This is a genomic window from Microbacterium sp. GQ128 (assembly GCF_059758615.1).
In genome coordinates this window covers 427807-445804 of sequence record NZ_JCAXDY010000004.1, presented here as the reverse complement: position 1 = coordinate 445804, position 17998 = coordinate 427807, and the positions used below count along the sequence as shown (strand labels likewise).

General features: G+C 69.7%; 19 protein-coding genes. 10 read left to right on the top strand and 9 right to left on the bottom strand.

The window, feature by feature from the left end; all coding sequences use genetic code 11:
• Window positions 1–8: 8 nt before the first annotated feature.
• Together moaA and AC6CHX_RS15705 are read right to left on the bottom strand one after the other, a co-directional pair.
• The gene (gene moaA / locus AC6CHX_RS15710) at window positions 9–1049 is read right to left on the bottom strand and encodes a GTP 3',8-cyclase MoaA (RefSeq protein ID WP_498273600.1); all 1041 of its coding nucleotides are present in this window, start codon (window positions 1047–1049) and stop codon (window positions 9–11) included.
• Between the two features lie 29 nt (window positions 1050–1078).
• A complete protein-coding gene (locus AC6CHX_RS15705) occupies window positions 1079–2311 on the bottom strand; it encodes an MFS transporter (RefSeq protein WP_136041599.1) in 1233 nt (410 codons plus the stop codon).
• Window positions 2312–2472: 161 nt separating this feature from the next.
• Here AC6CHX_RS15705 and AC6CHX_RS15700 point away from each other — a divergent pair, with 161 nt between their 5' ends.
• From AC6CHX_RS15700 to narI, 4 genes are read left to right on the top strand one after another with little or no spacing between them, the layout of a single operon-like run.
• Entirely contained in the window at window positions 2473–6192 is a 3720-nt protein-coding gene (locus tag AC6CHX_RS15700; protein ID WP_498273567.1) for a nitrate reductase subunit alpha, read from the top strand.
• On the top strand, window positions 6189–7826 hold the full coding sequence (gene narH, locus AC6CHX_RS15695) for a nitrate reductase subunit beta (protein ID WP_136041601.1): 1638 nt from the start codon (window positions 6189–6191) through the stop codon (window positions 7824–7826). Before AC6CHX_RS15700 ends, narH begins: the two co-directional genes overlap by 4 nt.
• Window positions 7823–8530 (top strand): nitrate reductase molybdenum cofactor assembly chaperone, encoded by a 708-nt coding sequence (gene narJ / locus AC6CHX_RS15690; RefSeq protein ID WP_240745034.1) that lies wholly within the window; start codon window positions 7823–7825, stop codon window positions 8528–8530. Before narH ends, narJ begins: the two co-directional genes overlap by 4 nt.
• Window positions 8527–9282, top strand: a complete 756-nt coding sequence (gene narI / locus AC6CHX_RS15685) for a respiratory nitrate reductase subunit gamma (protein ID WP_136041602.1) — start codon at window positions 8527–8529, stop codon at window positions 9280–9282. Before narJ ends, narI begins: the two co-directional genes overlap by 4 nt.
• Before the next feature lie 42 nt (window positions 9283–9324).
• On the opposite strand, the gene AC6CHX_RS15680 is transcribed toward narI, so the two are convergent.
• The 4 genes from AC6CHX_RS15680 to AC6CHX_RS15665 are packed head-to-tail and all read right to left on the bottom strand — an operon-like array spanning window position 9325 to window position 12089.
• Window positions 9325–10077 (bottom strand): sulfate/molybdate ABC transporter ATP-binding protein, encoded by a 753-nt coding sequence (locus tag AC6CHX_RS15680; protein WP_498273566.1) that lies wholly within the window; start codon window positions 10075–10077, stop codon window positions 9325–9327.
• Complete coding sequence (locus tag AC6CHX_RS15675) at window positions 10074–10907, bottom strand: ABC transporter permease (protein ID WP_498273565.1); 834 nt, start codon at window positions 10905–10907, stop codon at window positions 10074–10076. Before AC6CHX_RS15675 ends, AC6CHX_RS15680 begins: the two co-directional genes overlap by 4 nt.
• Window positions 10908–10932: 25 nt before the next feature.
• The gene (gene modA, locus AC6CHX_RS15670) at window positions 10933–11703 is read right to left on the bottom strand and encodes a molybdate ABC transporter substrate-binding protein (RefSeq protein WP_498273564.1); all 771 of its coding nucleotides are present in this window, start codon (window positions 11701–11703) and stop codon (window positions 10933–10935) included.
• Window positions 11700–12089, bottom strand: coding sequence for a TOBE domain-containing protein (locus tag AC6CHX_RS15665; RefSeq protein ID WP_498273563.1), 390 nt, complete (start codon window positions 12087–12089; stop codon window positions 11700–11702). Before AC6CHX_RS15665 ends, modA begins: the two co-directional genes overlap by 4 nt.
• A 155-nt stretch (window positions 12090–12244) precedes the next feature.
• Here AC6CHX_RS15665 and AC6CHX_RS15660 point away from each other — a divergent pair, with 155 nt between their 5' ends.
• From AC6CHX_RS15660 to AC6CHX_RS15635, 6 genes are read left to right on the top strand one after another with little or no spacing between them, the layout of a single operon-like run.
• Window positions 12245–13339, top strand: coding sequence for a ThiF family adenylyltransferase (locus AC6CHX_RS15660; RefSeq protein WP_498273562.1), 1095 nt, complete (start codon window positions 12245–12247; stop codon window positions 13337–13339).
• Window positions 13336–14562, top strand: coding sequence for a molybdopterin molybdotransferase MoeA (locus AC6CHX_RS15655; protein WP_498273561.1), 1227 nt, complete (start codon window positions 13336–13338; stop codon window positions 14560–14562). Before AC6CHX_RS15660 ends, AC6CHX_RS15655 begins: the two co-directional genes overlap by 4 nt.
• Window positions 14559–15032 (top strand): cyclic pyranopterin monophosphate synthase MoaC, encoded by a 474-nt coding sequence (moaC, locus tag AC6CHX_RS15650; RefSeq protein WP_498273560.1) that lies wholly within the window; start codon window positions 14559–14561, stop codon window positions 15030–15032. The genes AC6CHX_RS15655 and moaC overlap by 4 nt, the downstream gene beginning before the upstream one ends.
• Window positions 15029–15637, top strand: coding sequence for a molybdenum cofactor guanylyltransferase (gene mobA, locus AC6CHX_RS15645; protein WP_498273559.1), 609 nt, complete (start codon window positions 15029–15031; stop codon window positions 15635–15637). Before moaC ends, mobA begins: the two co-directional genes overlap by 4 nt.
• A complete protein-coding gene (locus AC6CHX_RS15640) occupies window positions 15634–15915 on the top strand; it encodes a DUF6457 domain-containing protein (protein ID WP_498273558.1) in 282 nt (93 codons plus the stop codon). Before mobA ends, AC6CHX_RS15640 begins: the two co-directional genes overlap by 4 nt.
• Window positions 15915–16148 carry a MoaD/ThiS family protein gene (locus AC6CHX_RS15635; protein ID WP_498273557.1) on the top strand — a complete coding sequence of 78 codons (234 nt, stop codon included), beginning with the start codon at window positions 15915–15917 and terminating at the stop codon, window positions 16146–16148. Before AC6CHX_RS15640 ends, AC6CHX_RS15635 begins: the two co-directional genes overlap by 1 nt.
• 3 nt (window positions 16149–16151) lie before the next feature.
• Here AC6CHX_RS15635 and AC6CHX_RS15630 read toward each other — a convergent pair whose 3' ends face one another.
• Genes AC6CHX_RS15630 through AC6CHX_RS15620 form a run of 3 tightly spaced genes read right to left on the bottom strand, consistent with a single transcriptional unit; the run spans window position 16152 to window position 17874 of the window.
• Window positions 16152–16586 carry a molybdenum cofactor biosynthesis protein MoaE gene (locus AC6CHX_RS15630; protein ID WP_498273556.1) on the bottom strand — a complete coding sequence of 145 codons (435 nt, stop codon included), beginning with the start codon at window positions 16584–16586 and terminating at the stop codon, window positions 16152–16154.
• Window positions 16583–17059, bottom strand: coding sequence for a MogA/MoaB family molybdenum cofactor biosynthesis protein (locus AC6CHX_RS15625; RefSeq protein ID WP_498273555.1), 477 nt, complete (start codon window positions 17057–17059; stop codon window positions 16583–16585). Before AC6CHX_RS15625 ends, AC6CHX_RS15630 begins: the two co-directional genes overlap by 4 nt.
• Before the next feature lie 38 nt (window positions 17060–17097).
• Window positions 17098–17874: a hypothetical protein gene (locus tag AC6CHX_RS15620; protein WP_498273554.1), complete on the bottom strand. Its 777-nt coding sequence runs from the start codon at window positions 17872–17874 to the stop codon at window positions 17098–17100.
• Window positions 17875–17998 lie beyond the last annotated feature (124 nt).

Sequence of the window (17998 nt, the reverse complement as noted above, 5' to 3'; positions counted from 1 at the left end):
CGCCGGACTCAGCCTCCGATGGCGTTCATGCCGCGCGCCGGCTGGAGGAAGGCCGGGTCGTTGATCGCGTGACCGGGGAGCTTGGCCCAGACGCAGCGCCGCAGCACGTCGTCGACCGCCGCGTCGGAGCCCGCGCCGCCCGTGGCTCGAAGCACAGGAAGGAGGTCGAACTCATCGGTGGAGAACAGGCAGTTCCGCAGCTGCCCGTCGGCCGTCAGTCGCAGACGATCGCATGCGCCGCAGAAGGGAGCCGTGACAGAGGCGATCACGCCGACCGTCGCCACCCCGCCATCGAGACGCCAACGCTCGGCAGGTGCCCCGCCGCGGCCGGGGATCTCTGTCAGCGTCCAGCGCTCGGCGAGCGTGTCGAGGATCTCCTCACGGGTGACCATCCGATCCCGATCCCAGGTGTGACCGGCGTCCAGCGGCATCTGCTCGATGAAGCGCAGTTCGGCTCCGTGCGCGATCGCGAAATCGACGAGGTCGCACAGCTCGTCTTCGTTGACCCCGCGCATCGCGACCGTGTTCAGCTTGAGCGGGCGCAATCCGGATGATGAGGTCGCCGCGATCCCACGCAGCACGTCGTCGAGGCGGTCACGTCGCGTCAAGGCGGCGAACCTGTCGGGGCGCAGTGTGTCGATCGAGATGTTCAGGCGGCTCAGGCCCGCGGAGATCAGGTCGTCGATCACCTCGTCGAGGCGGATTCCGTTCGTCGTCATCGCGACCTGCACGGGGCCGTCGTCGGTGTCGATCTCCCGCAGTCGGCGCACGATGTCGACGATGTCGCGACGCAGCAGCGGTTCGCCGCCCGTGAGGCGGAACGTGGTGATGCCCGCCGCCGCGGCGATGCGGGCGACCCGGACGATCTCGTCGACCGACAGGATCGACTCGCGAGCGAGCCACTCGTTGCCCTGCTCCGGCATGCAATAGGTGCAGCGCAACGAGCAGCGGTCGGTGAGCGAGATGCGGAGATCCCGGTGACTGCGGCCATGCGTGTCCAGGAGTGCACGGGTGGAGGCCGTGGAGGTCTCGGCCGGCGCCAGCGGCATCCGGCGTCCGATCTGCACGGGAACGGTGGTCACGATCGTCCCAGATTACGCTTTCCGCCCACGTCTCGGAGCATTCCCGCGACCACCAGGGCGAAGGCGCCGACGAACACGAGAAGCCAGAGGCCCAGGGAGTAGGAGTTGGTGTCGGCGTTGTACGTGGCTCCCATGACCAGGGGCGGGAAGTATCCGCCGAGGCCTCCCGCTGCCGCGACGATGCCGCTGACGGATCCGACCTTCTCCGGTGGCGTCGATGGACCGATCCAGGCGAAGACCGCACCCATGCCGAGCCCCATCGCAGCGGCCATCAGGATGAAGGTGACCCCGGTGACGATACCTTCGGGCGGCTGCTGGCCCACGATGTACGCGAGGGACACGATCCCCCCGAGCGAGATCAGTGCGATCACCTTGGGGCCGAAGCGATCGGCCAGCACGCCGCCGATGGGACGCGCGATGACCGCCGCCGCGGCGAAGAGAGCGGTTCGCGTCCCCGCTCCGACGACGTCGACGTCGTCGGGATAGATCGTGGTGAGGTACTTGGGCAGGAAGGTCGAGAACGCGACGAATCCACCGAACACGATGCCGTAGAGGAACGCCATCTCCCACGTCACCGCGAGCTTCAGCGCGCCGACGACCTTGGGCACGAACCGCTCGGTGTTGGGACGCCAGACGGGCGAGTCGCGGAGGAAGAACCACGACAGCACGGCCAGTACGGCCAGCGCCCCCGCGATCACCAGGTGCGTCGGGAGGTACCCGATCGACTCCACCAGGCGGGGGGTGAAGAACGCCGAGACGGCCGTTCCGATCATCCCCATACCGAACACGCCGTTCGCGAACCCGCGTCGAGCCGGCGGGAACCACGCGCTCGAGAAGGGGATGCCGACCGCGAAGATCGTTCCGGCGACACCGAGATAGAACCCGGCGATCAGAAGCAGAGGGAAGCTGCGGATCTCTCCTGCCACCGCGACGAGGAGCACGGCCGGAACCGAGATCAGCAGCACGGCGGTGAACATCTTCCGCCCGCCGAAGCGGTCGGTCATCGCGCCGACGACGATGCGTCCGAGTGCACCCACCAGCACGGGCGTGGCGAGCATCAGGGAGATCTGCCCCTCATCGAGGCCCATCTCGGTGGCGTACGCCTTCTGCAGCGGTGCGATCGCCATCCAGGCCCAGAAGCCGACCGTGGAGGCGAGGGTCGCGAGGATCACCTGCGCGAAGCCGCCTTTGAGCTCGGACCGGGCGGGAGAAGATGCGGCAGAACTCATGGGTGGTTCCTCCTCTGAGCGACGAGAGTAGCCCCGCGAGCACCCCGCCCACCACCCTGTTCTCCCGTGCTAATTGCTTCGCGGATTAACACGGCGCACCCTTGTGCGGGTACATGTCCGGGTGTTGGATGCTGAGTCAAAGGCCGCCTGAAGGAGACACGATGACCCCTGGCATCCGAACCGAGAGTCCGCACTCCACCGACGGTGCTCTCGCCGACGGGCTGGTGAGCCTCGGCAGGTTCATGCGGCCGGGCGAGGTCTCCTCCGATCTCCGCTCGCTGTTTCTGGAGGGCGGCCGCTCGGGCGACGCGTTCTACCGCGATCGCTGGTCGCACGACAAGGTGGTGCGGTCCACGCACGGCGTGAACTGCACGGGCTCCTGCTCCTGGAAGGTGTACGTCAAGGACGGCATCATCACATGGGAGGCGCAGCAGACCGACTACCCCTCCATCGGCCCCGACTCTCCGGAGTACGAACCGCGCGGATGCCCCCGCGGCGCTGCCTTCAGCTGGTACACGTACTCGCCGACCCGGGTGCGCTATCCGTACATCCGAGAAACCCTCGCCCAGCTCTACCGCGAAGCGCGAGCCGTGCACGCCGACCCCGTCGACGCCTGGGCCTCGATCGTCGAGGATCCGGAGAAGTCCACCGCCTACAAACGTGTCCGCGGCAAGGGCGGTCTGATCCGTGCGACCTGGGACGAGGTGCTCGAGATCGCGGCCGCGGCCCACGTGCACACGGTGAAGAAGTACGGCCCTGACCGGGTGGCGGGCTTCTCGCCGATCCCGGCCATGTCGATGGTCTCCCATGGCGCGGGCTCCCGCTTCCTCAACCTGCTCGGCGGAACGATGCTGTCGTTCTACGACTGGTACGCCGACCTGCCCGTGGCGAGCCCCCAGGTGTTCGGCGATCAGACCGACGTCCCCGAGTCCGCCGACTGGTGGAACGCGGGCTACCTCATCATGTGGGGGTCGAACGTCCCCGTCACGCGCACGCCGGACGCGCACTTCATGGCCGAGGCGCGCTACCGCGGCCAGAAGGTCGTCACGGTCTCGCCGGACTACACCGACAACACCAAGTTCGCCGACGAATGGGTCGCGCCCCACCCGGGTACGGACGCCGCACTCGCTCTGGCGATGGGGCATGTCATCCTCCGCGAGCACTTCGTCGAGAAGCGGACACCGCGGTTCGAGGACTACATGCGGCGCTACACCGATGCGCCCTTCCTCGTGGCTCTGGAAGAGCGAGACGGCGGGCTGGTGCCCGGCAAGTTCGTCACCGCCTCGGATCTCGACGGGGATGCGGCAGCGCAGGCGCGCGCGGACTTCAAGCCGGTGCTGTTCGACGCCGTCGGGAACCCTGTGGTTCCGAACGGCTCCCTCGGCCACCGGTTCACGGCAGAGGACGAGGGGCGTTGGAATCTCGACCTCGGCGACGTCGTTCCGCCGCTCTCGATCAGCGACCTGCCGGGTGATCATGACGCCGTCGAGGTGCGGCTGCCGCGCTTCGACCTCGACCCGGAGCCGGGTCAGGAGCATGCCGGGGGGGCGGGCGTCGTCGTGCGCGGCGTTCCGGTGCGCACGGTCGCCGGGCGGAAGGTCACGACCGTTTTCGACCTCATGCTCGCGCAGTACGGCGTCGGTCGCGAAGGGCTGCCGGGTGCGTGGCCGACGGGCTACGACGACGCGAGCAGTCCGGGGACGCCGGCGTGGCAGGAGGAGCACACGGCGGTGCCCGCCCCGCAGGCGCTTCGCATCGCACGCGAGTTCGCCGACAACGCCGAGCGGTCGGGCGGTCGGTCGATGATCCTCATGGGCGCCGGCACGAATCACTGGTTCCACTCCGACACGATCTACCGCACCTTCTTGGCGCTGACGACCATGACCGGATGCCAGGGGGTGAACGGCGGCGGCTGGGCGCACTACGTCGGGCAGGAGAAGGTGCGTCCGATCACGGGATACCAGCAGTACGCGGCCGCCGCAGACTGGGGCCGCCCTCCGCGTCACACCATCGGCACCGCATTCTGGTACCTGGCGACCGATCAGTGGCGTTACGACGGACTCCCGGCCGACCAGCTCTCGTCTCCGTTGGGTCTCGGCCGCTTCGCCGACCGCACCACGGCCGACTGTCTCGTCGAGTCCGTGCAGCGCGGATGGATGCCCAGCTACCCGACGTTCGACCGCAACCCGCTCGATCTGTGCGACGAGGCCGATGCTCTCGGAAAGGAGCCGGCGCAGCACGTCGTCGACAGCCTCGACGACGGTTCCCTGAAGTTCGCCGTGGAGGATCCGGACGCGCCGGAGAACTTCCCTCGCGTCGTCCTGGTGTGGCGAGCGAACATCCTCGGCTCCTCGGGCAAGGGCAACGAGTACTTCCTCAAGCATCTGCTCGGCACCGACGCGGCGATCCGCGCCGACGAAACCGCGCCCGGCTCTCGTCCGACGACCATGACCTGGCGGGACGAGGCTCCGGAGGGCAAGCTCGATCTGCTGATGACGGCAGATTTCCGCATGACGAGCACCACGCTCTTCAGCGACATCGTGCTGCCGGCGGCGACCTGGTACGAGAAGCATGACCTCTCGTCGACCGACATGCACCCGTTCATCCATGCGTTCAACCCGGCGATCGCGCCGCCTTGGCAGACCAAGACCGACTTCGACACGTTCGGGATGCTGGCGGAGAAGTTCAGCGAGATGGCCCGCACCCACCTGGGTGTGCGGCGGGACCTCGTGGCGGCGCCTCTGCAGCACGACACCCCCGACGCGATGGCGACGCCTCACGGCAAGGTGGAGGACCTGCCGCGCGTGCCGGGCGTGACGATGCCGAAGCTCGTCGTCGTCGAGCGCGACTACCCGAATCTGTTCGCTCGGTGGAAGGCGCTCGGACCGCTCACGCAGAAGCTGGGCATGACCACCAAGGGCATCACGTATCGGGCCGAGCCCGAGATCGAGAAGCTCAAGAGGAGCAACGGCGTCGTCGAGGCTGGTCCCTATGCCGGATCGGTGCGCCTGGACAGCGACCGTCGTGCGTGCGAGATGATCCTCGCGTTCTCGGGCACGAGCAACGGCCGCCTCGCGGTGCAGGGCTTCCAGGCGCTCGGAAAGCACACCGGCCAGGAGATGGCGTTCCTCGCCGAGGAGCACGAAGGGACGCACCTGACCTTCTCCGACGTCTCGGTGCAGCCGCGCAGCGTGATTACGTCTCCGGAATGGTCGGGATCGGAACACGGAGGGCGCCGCTACACGGCTTTCGCGATAAACGTCGAGCACCTCAAGCCCTGGCACACCCTGACCGGTCGCCAGCACTTCTACCTCGACCACGACTGGATGGACGAGCTCGGCGAGGCGCTGCCCATCTATCGCCCGCCGCTCGACATGCACCGGCTGTTCGGCGACGTCGTCCCCGGAACCAACGGCGCCGCAGAGGTGCATGTGCGCTATCTGACGCCGCACTCCAAGTGGTCGATCCACTCGGAGTATCAGGACAACCTCTTCATGCTGTCGCTGTCGCGCGGCGGCCCCACCATCTGGATGAGTCCGCAGGACGCCGAGAAGATCGGTGTCCGCGACAACGACTGGATCGAGTCCTACAACCGCAACGGCGTGGTGGTCGCGCGGGCGAACGTGTCGCACCGCATGCCCGAGGGGACCGTGTACATGTACCACGCGAAGGATCGAACGGTGGATGTGCCCATCTCGGAGATCAGTGGCCAGCGCGGTGGCATCCACAACTCCCTCACCCGCATCCTGCTCAAGCCCAGCCATCTGATCGGCGGCTACGCGCAGCTGTCGTGGGCGTTCAACTATCTCGGCCCGACCGGGAACCAGCGCGACGAGGTCACCACGATCCGCCGCCGCGACCAGGAGGTGCGGTACCGATGAAGGTCATGGCGCAGATGTCGATGGTGATGAACCTCGACAAGTGCATCGGGTGTCACACCTGCTCGGTCACGTGCAAGCAGGCATGGACGAACCGCACCGGCATGGAGTACGTCTGGTTCAACAACGTCGAGACACGACCGGGCGTCGGGTACCCGCGCGGCTATCAGGATCAGGAGAAGTGGGGCGGTGGCTGGGTGCGCGACAAGCGCGGTCGGCTGCGCCTGCGCAGCGGTGGACGGTTGGCGAAGCTCATGCGCATCTTCTCCAACCCGAAGCTGCCGGGCATCGACGACTATTACGAGCCCTGGACGTACGACTACGACATGCTCGTCAACGCTCCGAGCGGTGAGCACACTCCGGTGGCCCGACCGAAGAGTCTGATCACCGGCAAGGACATGAAGATCTCGTGGTCGGCCAACTGGGACGACGACCTGGGCGGTTCCATCGAGACGATGCAGGAGGACCCGATCCTGCAGAAGATGAGCGAGCAGGTCGAGGCCGAATTCCAGAAGGCCTTCATGTTCTACCTGCCCCGCATCTGCGAGCACTGCCTCAATCCCTCGTGCGTGGCCTCGTGTCCGTCGGGTGCGATGTACAAGCGGGAAGAGGACGGCATCGTCCTCGTGGATCAGGATGCATGTCGCGGGTGGCGCATGTGCGTGTCGGGCTGCCCGTACAAGAAGGTCTACTTCAATCACAAGACCGGCAAGGCCGAGAAATGCACGATGTGCTACCCGCGGATCGAGGTCGGGCTGCCCACCGTGTGCTCGGAGACCTGCGTCGGCCGACTGCGGTACCTCGGGCTGGTGCTCTACGACGTCGATCGGGTCGCCGAAGCTGCGGCGGTGGAGGACGAGCACGAGCTCCTCGAGGCGCAGCGTTCGGTGATCCTCGACCCGAACGACCCGGCAGTGATCGAGGCCGCACGTCGTGACGGGATCCCCGAGGACTGGATCGAGGCGGCCCAGCGAAGCCCGATCCATCGGTTGATCCAGAAGTACAAGGTCGCGCTTCCCCTGCACCCCGAGTATCGGACGATGCCGATGGTCTGGTACATCCCGCCGCTGTCGCCGGTCGTCGACGTGATCACCGGGTCGGGCAACGACGGCGAAGATGCGCGCACGCTCTTCGCCGCGATCGACAAGCTCCGGATCCCGATCGGATACCTCGCCGAGATGTTCACCGCGGGCGATCCGAAACCGGTGGACGCATCGCTGCGCAAGCTCGCGGCGATGCGGTCCTACATGCGCGGGGTCAGCATCGATGACGAGCGCGACGAGCGCATCGCGGCGGCCGTCGGCATGACCGGTACCGAGATCGAGGAGATGTACCGGCTGCTCGCGATCGCGAAGTACGAGGAGCGATACGTGATCCCGGCAGCGCACGCGGAGAGAGCGCACGAGCTGGAGGAGATGGCCTGTTCGCTCGACTATGAAGACGGGCCGGGCATGGGCGGTGCCGGCCCCTTCGGCGCGAACAGCGGTTATCCGACGCCGGTCGCCGTGGAGAACTTCCACGTGTTGGCCGACCGGCAGACCGCCGACAGACCGTCGACCCCGAATCGCCTGAACCTGCTGAACTGGGACGGCAACGGCCGACCGGGCGGCATGTTCCCACCGGAGGCGAAGTCGTGAGCAGCGTGCTCCCCATCCGGGACCGGACGGAACGGGTCACACCGTTGCGCCCGCTTCCCGACACGCTGGCTCCTGCGGCGCTCACCGCGGGGCAGCGTCGGACGGTGCACATGCTCGCGTCGCTGCTGCTGGAGTATCCGGACGCCGCGTGGTTCGATCGGATCCCGGTCCTGCGCGCGCACATCGCAGCGCTGCCCCGCGCCGTGGCCGACCCGATGACGCGGTTCCTCGACGGGGCGGAGCGTGATGGTGCATCGGGGCTGCAGCGCGAATACGTGACGACGTTCGACCTGAAGCGGAAGTGCTCGTTGTACCTGAGCTACTACGCGACCGGTGACACTCGGCGTCGCGGCACCGCACTCGTCACGTTCCTCGAGGCGTACCGTGCCGCGGGCTGGGAATTCGACGCGGCCGACCTGCCCGACTTCCTGCCGGCGGTGCTGGAGTTCTCGGCGCTGTCGGGGTCTCCCATCGCCGACGCTCTCCTGGCCGCGCACCGAGAAGGCGTCGAAGTGCTGCGGGCGGCCCTGGAGAGCATGGGTAGTCGCTGGGCCGATCCCGTGCGCGCCGTGACGCTGTCGTTGCCGAAGGTCGACCAGGCGACGAGAGAGCGAGTGCTCGCACTGGTGAATGAAGGGCCGCCCGCGGAGACGGTCGGGCTGAGCCTCCCGATGCCCGCATTCCGAGCGAGGGAATCGATATGAGTCTGCAGATCATCCTGTGGGTCGCGCTGCCGTACGTGTGCGCGGCGATCTTCGTCGTCGGTCACATCTGGCGGTATCGCTACGACAAGTTCGGCTGGACGACCCGCTCCTCGCAGACGTACGAGAACAGGCTGCTGCGCTGGGGATCGCCGATGTTCCACCTCGGCATCCTCATGGTGATCGCCGGGCACGTGGTCGGACTCCTCATCCCGCGGGAGTGGCTGTACGCGATCGGCATCAACGAGGAGATGTATCACATCGGGGCGACCGTGCTCGGGACGGCGGCGGCGCTACTGACCCTGGCGGGGCTCGCCATCCTCATCTACCGACGCCGCACGGTCGCGGCCGTGTTCCTGGCGACCACCGTCATGGACAAGGTGATGTACGTGTTCCTGGGGGCGACGCTCCTGTTCGGCACCGCTGCCACCGTGGTGCACCAGGTGTTCGGCGGTGGTTTCCATTACCGCGAGACGGTCTCGCCGTGGTTGCGCCAGCTGATCATCCTCCAGCCGCGACCCGACCTGATGCTCGATGTGCCGCTGCTGTTCCAGCTGCATGTGCTCACGGCCACACTTCTGTTCGCGCTGTGGCCGTTCACCCGCCTCGTGCACGTGTTCTCGGCGCCGGTCGGGTACCTGTTCCGCCCGTACATCGTCTACCGCTCCCGCGACGACCAGAACGGATCCAGGGCGCCGAAGCGAGGGTGGGATCCCATCTCCACTCCGGACCCGGAGCGTCTGCGGCGTCCCTGATACGCCGCCTCCGCGCGCAGGTATCCGCGGGGGATGACCTCGTCAGCGAGCCGAGTCGGCGACGGCGGCGGCGAAGGGGGTCGCCGGGGAGGCCAGCACCTCGGCGACGGCGGCATCCTGAACGATGCGCCCGGCCTGCACGATCACCAGCCGCTCCGCGAGAGCCTGAGCATCGAGGATGCCGTGCGAGACGAGGATCGTCGTGGTGGTTCCGCGCTGTTCGCGCACGACCTCGCGCAGCTGAGCCGCGGCCTCGACATCGAGCGAGGTGAACGGCTCGTCGAGCAGCAGCAGCCGAGGCGACGCGGCGAGGGCCCGCGCGAGGGCGATGCGCTGGCGCTGTCCGCCGGAGAGCTCGTCGGGCCGCCGTGAGCCGTACCCGGCGAGGCCGATGCGGTCCAGCCACTCGGTCTCGCGTCGGGTGGACTCTTCGCGGGTGCCGCCGCCGGCCCGGGCAGCGAAGGCGATGTTCTGCGCCGCGGTCATATGCGGGAACAGCAGAGCGTCCTGCCCGAGCAGACCGATCGAACGGCGCGACGGCGGGGTGTGCTGCCGAGGTCCGGAGAGGCGGTCCCCGTCGAGGTCGACGTGTCCGGCATCGAGCCGCACGAGCCCGGCGATCGCTTCCAGCAGAGAGGTCTTGCCGGCACCGCTCGGGCCCATGATCGCGACGAGCTCGCCTGCGGCGACGCGGAGCTCGGCGTCGAGCCCGGCGTGCTGCACGACGACGTGCGCGTCGAGGACGCCGGCGTCGCGAGCATCGTCGAGTGAGCCGTCGACGCGGTCGCCGGTCATCGGAGTGCCCCCGGGCGCCACGCCCGTACGAGCAGCAGCACGGCGACGGCGGTCCCCAGCAGCAGGATAGACAGGGCCACAGCCGTCTCGCGGCCGGCGCCCGCTCCGTTGAAGGCCGTGTAGATCGCGAGCGGCATGGTCTGCGTCACTCCGGGGGCGTTGCCGGCGAACAGCGCCGTGGCCCCGAACTCGCCGATGGCGCGGGCGAAGCACAGGATGACTCCGACCACGATGCCGGGAGCGGCGAGCGGCAGCGTCACCCGCCACAGCACCGTGCTCGGCGATGCTCCCAGCGTGGCGGCCGTGCGCTCGTACCGGCTTCCCGTGCTGCGGATGGTCCCCTCGACCGCGAGCACGAGGAACGGCAGAGCCACGAACGCCTGCGCCAGCACCACGGCCACGGGGGTGAACGGGATGCCCGTGCCGAACCACGCGGCGATCAGACCCCCGAGCGGACTGGAGCGGCCGAGGAGGAACAGCAGCGCGACGCCGCCGACCATCGGCGGCAGCACCAGCGGCACCGCGACGAGTGCCCGCAACAGGGCCGAGGTCCGCGGCCCCGCGCGGGCGATCAGGAGCGCGAGCGGAAGGCCGAGCACGATGCACAGCGCGGTCGCCGCGAGGCCTGTGGTGAGCGAGAGGCGGAGGGCGTCCAGCGCGACCGTCGAGGTGATGTCGGCCCAGAACGTCGACCACGACGCACGCGTGAGCAGGGAGATCAGCGGCAGCGCGAGCAGAAGGATGCCGAGCACGGCGGGCGCGACGAGGAGGAAGGGAGGTGCCGCTCCCGTGTCGACCTGCCGCATCCTCGTCATGCTCGTTCTTGTCATGCTCCGCCTCGCCACGCGATCGCGGTCATGGCGCACCGAACCCGTGGTCGGCGAGGATCTGACGGCCGATCGGACCCCGCACGAACTCGACGAACGCCCGGCCGGCATCCGTCGCTCCGTCGAGAGCGACGATCGGATAGCGGTTCACGACCCCGTCGCTGCCGTCCGGGGCGAAGCTCTCGACGTCTTCTCCCACCACGTCCGTCGCATAGACCAGGCCGGCATCCGCTTCACCGGCGACGATCTTCTGCAGCACGGCGGAGACGTTCTGCTCGAGACTGGCCGCCGTGACCGAGACGCCGGCGCCGTCGAGCAGCCTCTGCGACGCCGCCCCGCAGGGCACTTCGGGCGCGCACAGCACCGTGGTCGCCTCCGCGAGGTCGGCCAGCGAGGTGATCCCGGCGGGGTTTCCGGCGGGCATCGCGACCACGAGGGTGTTCGTCGCGAAAGGCGCCGGGTCGTCGGCGAGTCCGGTGTCGACGAGGGTCTGCATCGTGCGCTCGTCGGCGGTGGCGAGCACGTCGGCGTGCGCGCCCTCGGCGAGCTGCGTCACGAGCACGCTCGACCCGTCGTACACGATCGGCGCGACGTCGACCGACGGATGCTCGTCGGTGAAGGCCGCCGCGATCTCGTCGAAGGCCGGGCTGAGCGAGGCTGCGGCGAAGACGGTGGCCTCGCCGGTGAGCTCTCCATCGGCGGCAGAAGGCGAGGGATCCGCGGAGGAGGCGGCAGAGCATCCGCCCAGCAGCAGGGCGACGACCAACGCGGCCGATCCGGGGAGGAGCCTGCCGGTCACCGCGGTGTCTCCACGATCACGGTGGTCGCTTTGATCACCGCGACGGCCAGCGACCCCGGCTGCAGATCGAGCTCGCGCACGGCCTCGGCGGAGAGCAGCGACACGAATCGATGAGGACCCGCCTGGATGTCGACCTGGGCCATGACGCCGTCGATCTGCACGCGGGTGACGAGTCCCGTGAAGCGGTTGCGGGCGCTGGAGAGCACGTCGCCGGGAGTGGGCGGAGCCGCGGCGAGGGCGACCGCGTGCTGAGCGAGGGCTTCGCCGGGGATGCGGGCGGGACTGTCGGCGGTGACCGGCAAGGCGTCCTGGTCGATCCAGCGACGGACCGTGTCGTCGCTCACGCCGAGCAGTCGAGCGGCTTCGGCGATGCGGTAGCTGGTCACAGCCCGAGCCTAGAGGGGAGGGTTCCGCAGATCCACGGTGTTCGTCGTGAATATTCCGCATCCACGGAGATCGGCGAGGCGATCACCGCCTCGGCGGGGCATTTCTCCGGCGCTCGCCGGAGCCCACGGCATCCCGCCCGGGGTACCCTGAGCGCATGCCGCTGCCTCCGCTCGTCGAGCCCGTCGCGGCACTCAGCGCGGCCGAATCCGAGCGGACCGCACGGCACCTCGTACTCGCCGACCTGGGGGAGCTCGGCCAGCGACGGCTGCGCGCGGCCCATGTGGCGGTCATCGGTGCGGGCGGGCTCGGATCACCTGTCGTGCTCGCGCTCGCCGCAGCGGGTGTCGGCACCCTCACGGTCATCGACGACGACGTTGTCGAACTGTCGAACCTGCAGCGGCAGGTGCTGCACCGCCTGGCCGACGTCGACGCGCCCAAGGTCGACAGCGCGGTGCGCGTCGCGGCCGATCTCGCTCCCGAGACGACCGTGGTGCCCGTGCGCGAACGACTCACCGCGGCCAACGCCGAGGCGCTGCTCGCCGACGCCGATCTCGTCATCGACGGCTCCGACACGTTCGAGACGCGCACCCTCGTGGCTGCGGCGTGCGAGCGTCTCGAGGTGCCGCTGGTGTGGGGTGTCGTGCAGGAGTTCGCCGCGCAGGTCACGGTGTTCTGGTCGGCTCCGCCCGCGGGAGTGTCACCGGTGGTGCTCAGTGACCTGTACCCGCCCGAGGGCGTCGGCGAGCTGCCGAGCTGCGCCACGGTCGGAGTGCTCGGGGCGCTCTGCCTCCAGGTCGGATCGGTGCTCGCGATGGAGGCCATCAAGCTCATCGCCGGTATCGGTGAACCGCTGTTCGGCCGTGTGCTGCTGATCGACGCGCTGCGGGGACGCATGAGCGAGGTCCCGCTGCGGGGACGGGGGGAGGGGAGCGGAGTAGCGACCACGCCTTCCGGCCGCGCCGAGGTGCCCTTCGTCGCCGCGGATGCACTCGACGACGAGATCGCCGCCGGCGCGCTCGTGCTCGACGTGCGTGAGGCGGACGAGGTCGCCGCCGGGGCGATCCCCGGCTCCCGGCACGCTCCCCTCGCGGAGGTTCTCGGCCAGCCCGGGGCATTCGCCGCCGAGGGTCGGGTCGTGGTCGTCTGCCAACGCGGACTGCGCGCGGTGCGGGCTGCGGTGGCGCTGCGTGAGGCAGGAGCGGATGCCGTCGTGCTGACCGGCGGCATGGATGCCTGGGGCGCGCGATGAGTGGCATGCGCACGGTCGAGGAACAGCTCGCCGTCGTGCTCGGCGCGGTGCGGACCCGCCCGGCGGTCACACGCACTCTGGACGAGGCGATCGGCTTCACGCTGTCGGAGCCGGCTCGCGCGCAAAACCCCGTTCCCGTGTTCGAGAACTCCGCGATGGACGGCTTCGCAGTGCGCTTCGCCGACGTCGCCACCGCATCTGATGAGGATCCGGCCGTGTTGCAGGTCGTGGCGGACGTCCCGGCGGGCAGCGGGGAGGATCCGCCGCTCGCCCCCGGAACCGCCGCCCGCATCATGACCGGTGCGCCGGTGCCGTCCGCCGCCGACACGGTCGTGCCCTTCGAAGACACCGCCGGCGGCCTCGCCGGCTCCCTGGGCGAGATCCGAGTCGTTCGCGCACCGCGGGCGGAGGGTGCGCACGTGCGTCGGGCGGGGGAGGATGCCGCGGTCGGCGCTGTCGTCCTCGAGACGGGAACCCTGCTCGGCGCGCGACAGCGGGCCGCGCTGGCATCCGTCGGCATCGCTCGGGTCGCCGTCGCGCCGCGCCCGCGGGTGGCCATCGTCTCGACCGGCGCCGAGCTCGTGTCTCCGGGGGAGCCGTTGCTCCGAGGGCAGATTCCGGAGTCGAACGGCCTGCTGCTCGCCGGGCTCGTGGCAGAGGCCGGGGCCGAGGTCGTGTTCCGCGAGGTCGTCGGCGACGATGGTGCAGGTCCCGCCGAGGCTGTGGCCCGTGCGACCGCACTCGGGCTCGATGCCGTGATCTTCTCCGGGGGCGTCAGCGCCGGCGCGTACGAGCCGGTGCGCCAGGGGCTGAGCGAGGCGATGGAGTTCGTGCAGGTCGCGATGCAGCCGGGCAAGCCGCAGGGGTTCGGGGTGACCGACGCCGGGATGCTGCTGTTCGGACTGCCCGGCAATCCGGTGAGCGTGGCGGTCTCGTTCGAGGTGCTGGTGCGCCCTGCGCTGCTGGGCATGCAGGGTCGTCGTGAGATCCATCGTCCCCGGCGAGCCCTCGCCGCCGGCACCGGGTGGCGCACCCCTCCCGGCCGACGTCAGTATCTGCCGGCCGTGATCGACGCCGATGGCCGGGTGCACCCCGCGACCCGCGGCGGATCCGGTTCTCACCTCGCGGTCGGCCTCGCGGCCGCCACCGCCTACGCCATCGTCGCCGCCGAGATCGAACAGGTCTGGATCGGCGACCTCATCGACGTGATGGAGCTGTCATGACCTTCACCCACCTGGATCCGGCCGGCCACGCGCGCATGGTCGACGTGACCGAGAAGCAGCCGACGGTGCGGGCGGCGACCGCCGCGGGCTTCGTGCGTTGCACGCCGGAGACGGTGGCCCTGCTCCGAGACGGCGCCGTGCCCAAGGGCGACGTGCTCGCCGTGGCCCGCATCGCCGGCATCCAGGCGGCCAAGCGCACACCGGAGCTTCTGCCGCTCGCGCACGTCATCGGCGTGCACGGCGCGGTCGTCGACCTCGATGTCGAAGACGCGGGGATCCGCATCAGCGCGACCGTGCGCACAGCTGACCGCACCGGGGTCGAGATGGAGGCGCTCACGGCCGTATCGGTCGCCGCGCTCGCCGTCGTCGACATGATCAAAGGTGTGGACCGCGCGGTGACGATCGAGAACGTCCGCATCGTCGCCAAGGAGGGCGGACGTAGCGGTTCCTGGCGGAGGCCGGGGGAGTGACGACCTCGTCGCACGCCGGGGTCGGCGCCGTGCTGCTCGTCGGTGGCGAGGGGCGTCGGATGGGCGGCATCGCCAAACCGCTTCTCACGCTGGATGGGCGATCGCTGTTGGGGCGCACAGTGGATGTGCTCGGCGATGCGGGGGTGACGCCGATCGTGGCGGTCGGACCGCTGCTCGACGACGCGGTCGACGTGGTCTGGACGAGGGAGGAGCCGCCGCTCGGTGGTCCGGTGGCGGGGATCGCCGCGGGACTCGCGCAGATGTCGGCCGAGTGGCTGCTGATCCTCGCCGGCGATCTCGCGCGACCGGATGCGGTCGTGCGCGGATTGCTCGCCCACCGCATCGATGACGCCGCAGCCCCGGCATCCGTCGAGGGCGTCGTGTTCTCCGCGGACGGGCATCCGCAGTGGCTGGCCGGTCTGTATCGCACGGCATCCGTCCGTCGCGCGCTCGACCGCATCGAGACCGAGCGGGATTCCTCCGTCCGCGCCCTCCTCGGCGGCCTCGCCATCGAGTGGGTCATCGACCACGAGGGGATCACCGCCGACATCGACTCGCCCGCCGACCTGGCTCGCGCCCGAGAAGAACTCGAGGAGACACCGTGACCGAGAACAGTCGCACTCTTCCCCCGGAGGCGCTCGACGCGTGGGCCGCCGAGCTGCGCGAACGCTTCGACCTGAGCGCGGAGGATGTGCCGATCGCGTTGATCCTCGACCTCGCTCGAGACGTCGCGAACGGGGTCGCGCGGCCCGCTGCGCCGTTCAGTGCCTTCGTCGCGGGGCTCGTCGCCGGTCGGGCAGGCGGCTCACCCGAAGACGTGCGTGCGGCGGTGGCCGCGATCGTCGAGCTCGCGAACGGTCATGCTGCCGAGGGGCAGAACTGATGGCGACGGTGCGGTACTTCGCGGCTGCCGAGGATGCGGCCGGCCGTGCGACCGAGCCCTCGGATGCCGCGACCCTCGGTGCGCTCCGGGCCGAGCTCGTGGACGCGCATCCGGCGCTGGGAGCGATTCTCGACCGCTGTGCGCTGCTCGTCGACGGTGCCAGGGTGGACGACGACTTCGCGCTGGCGGGGGTCGGGACCGTCGACGTGCTGCCTCCGTTCGCCGGAGGCTGAGGCTCAGCCGCCGATGCCCTTCCAGGCTGTGGTGCCGTCGGCCTCGACCTGACGCTTCCAGACCGGGAGTTCGCGCTTGATCGCCTCGATCATCTCGCGGCACACCACGAACGCCTCGTCGCGATGCGCGGCGGCGACCACGACGATCACGGCGGCCGAGCCGACGGGAAGGCGGCCGATGCGGTGGCTCACGGCGATGATCGCCTCACCGCTCACGCCGGTGGCGACAGCGCGTTCGGCGAGGTCGCGGAGGATCCGCTCGGCATCCGGGTGCGAGGAGTACTCGAGGGCGACGACCTCCCCGGCGGCATCCGGGTCGTGGTCGCGCACGCGGCCGAGGAACGTCGTGACGGCGCCCGCACGGTCGTCGTCCACGGCGGCGAGGTGCGCGTCGAGAGACAGCGCGGTGTCGCTGATGGCGGCCAGAGCGACGGTCATCGGTGGTCCTCTCCGTCGAGCTGGGCGATCACGTGTGCGGCGACCGACAGGATGACCGGCATGCCGTCGGCGACGCCGCCGGGGGAGCCGGGGAGGTTCACGATCAGCGCGCCCTGAGCGGTGCCGGCGAGACCGCGGCTGAGCAGCGCGGCGGGGAACTTCGCCGCCCCCTGCCGCCTCAGCTCTTCGGGGATTCCCGGAAGCTGTCGCTCGAGCACGCGCGCGGTGCCCTCGGGGGTCTCGTCGCGCGCGGCGATACCGGTGCCGCCGGTGGTGACGATGAGCCGCGTGCCGTGGGCGAGTTGGTCTCGCAGCGCCTGCTCGACGGCATCCGCTCCGTCGGGGATGATGACGGGATCGGCGCAGTCGAACCCGGCGTCGCGGAGCGCGGTGACGGCGAGCGGCCCGGCCGTGTCGGCGCGGGTGCCGGCCGCACCGCGGTCGGACACCGTGAGCACGGCGGCGGAGGTCATGGGGCGAGGGTGGCGTCGGGCGTCGCGGGCATGATCGTTCAGACGCTCATGTCGACGGGCGGTTCCATCACGATGCCCTGCGCTTCGAAGGCGCGGCGGCGCTCCTCGATGCGGCGGTGCAGCTCGACCTGTGCGTCGTCGATGAACTGCGGGTCGAGGTCGACCGTCGCAGGGTGCGGGTCGCCGTGGTTCGCGGCGATGTACGCGTCGAGCTCGGGTCCGCTCGTCCACGAGGTAATCAGGGCATAGCGGGGGGCGGTGCCGCGGTGCCAGACCGCGTGCCAGAAGCGCTGGGTGTCGACGATGATGCGGGAGCCCGCACGCAGCGGCAGGCGGATCTCGGTGGCCGGGTCGAAGCGGTCGGAGCGCAGGATCAGCATCGACTCGGTGTCGTCGGAGAGGTTGAAGAATCCGCGGACCACCCAACCGGTGCCCTCTTCGTTGAGGCGGTTGTTGTCGTCCTGGTGCAGGTTGTAGATCGCGTCGGCGTACTCGTTGGGCTGCAGCTCGATCACGCGGCAGCGGCCGATGCCGGCGCCCGGCTCCTGCGCTCGGCGCTGGAGGGTGGGGGCGATCGCGACCTGCGACTCGACCCAGACACCGTCTTTGTCGGTGCGCGGCGGGGTGTGGTTCCAGAAGCCGTTGCAGTCGACGTCGCCGGCATAGCTGGTGAGCGGCGCGAAGCGCGTGATGCCCGAGGACCGCCAGCCGACGTACTGGAGGCCGAGCCACTCGGCCGGATCGGCGGGCGAGGTGTGGTCGTCGAGGGCGACATAGCCCGTCTCGGCCAGCGCCTCGGACGTGATGAAGCCCATGATGAGTACCCTTCCCGTCATCGCTGCCCCCACAGGCGGCGGGTTCTTAGGCAATCCTAACCGGGTTCGGGTGCTCTCGCAGGGGATCGCGCCGTGCAAATGCGGCGGGGCCGGGCGTGGTCGA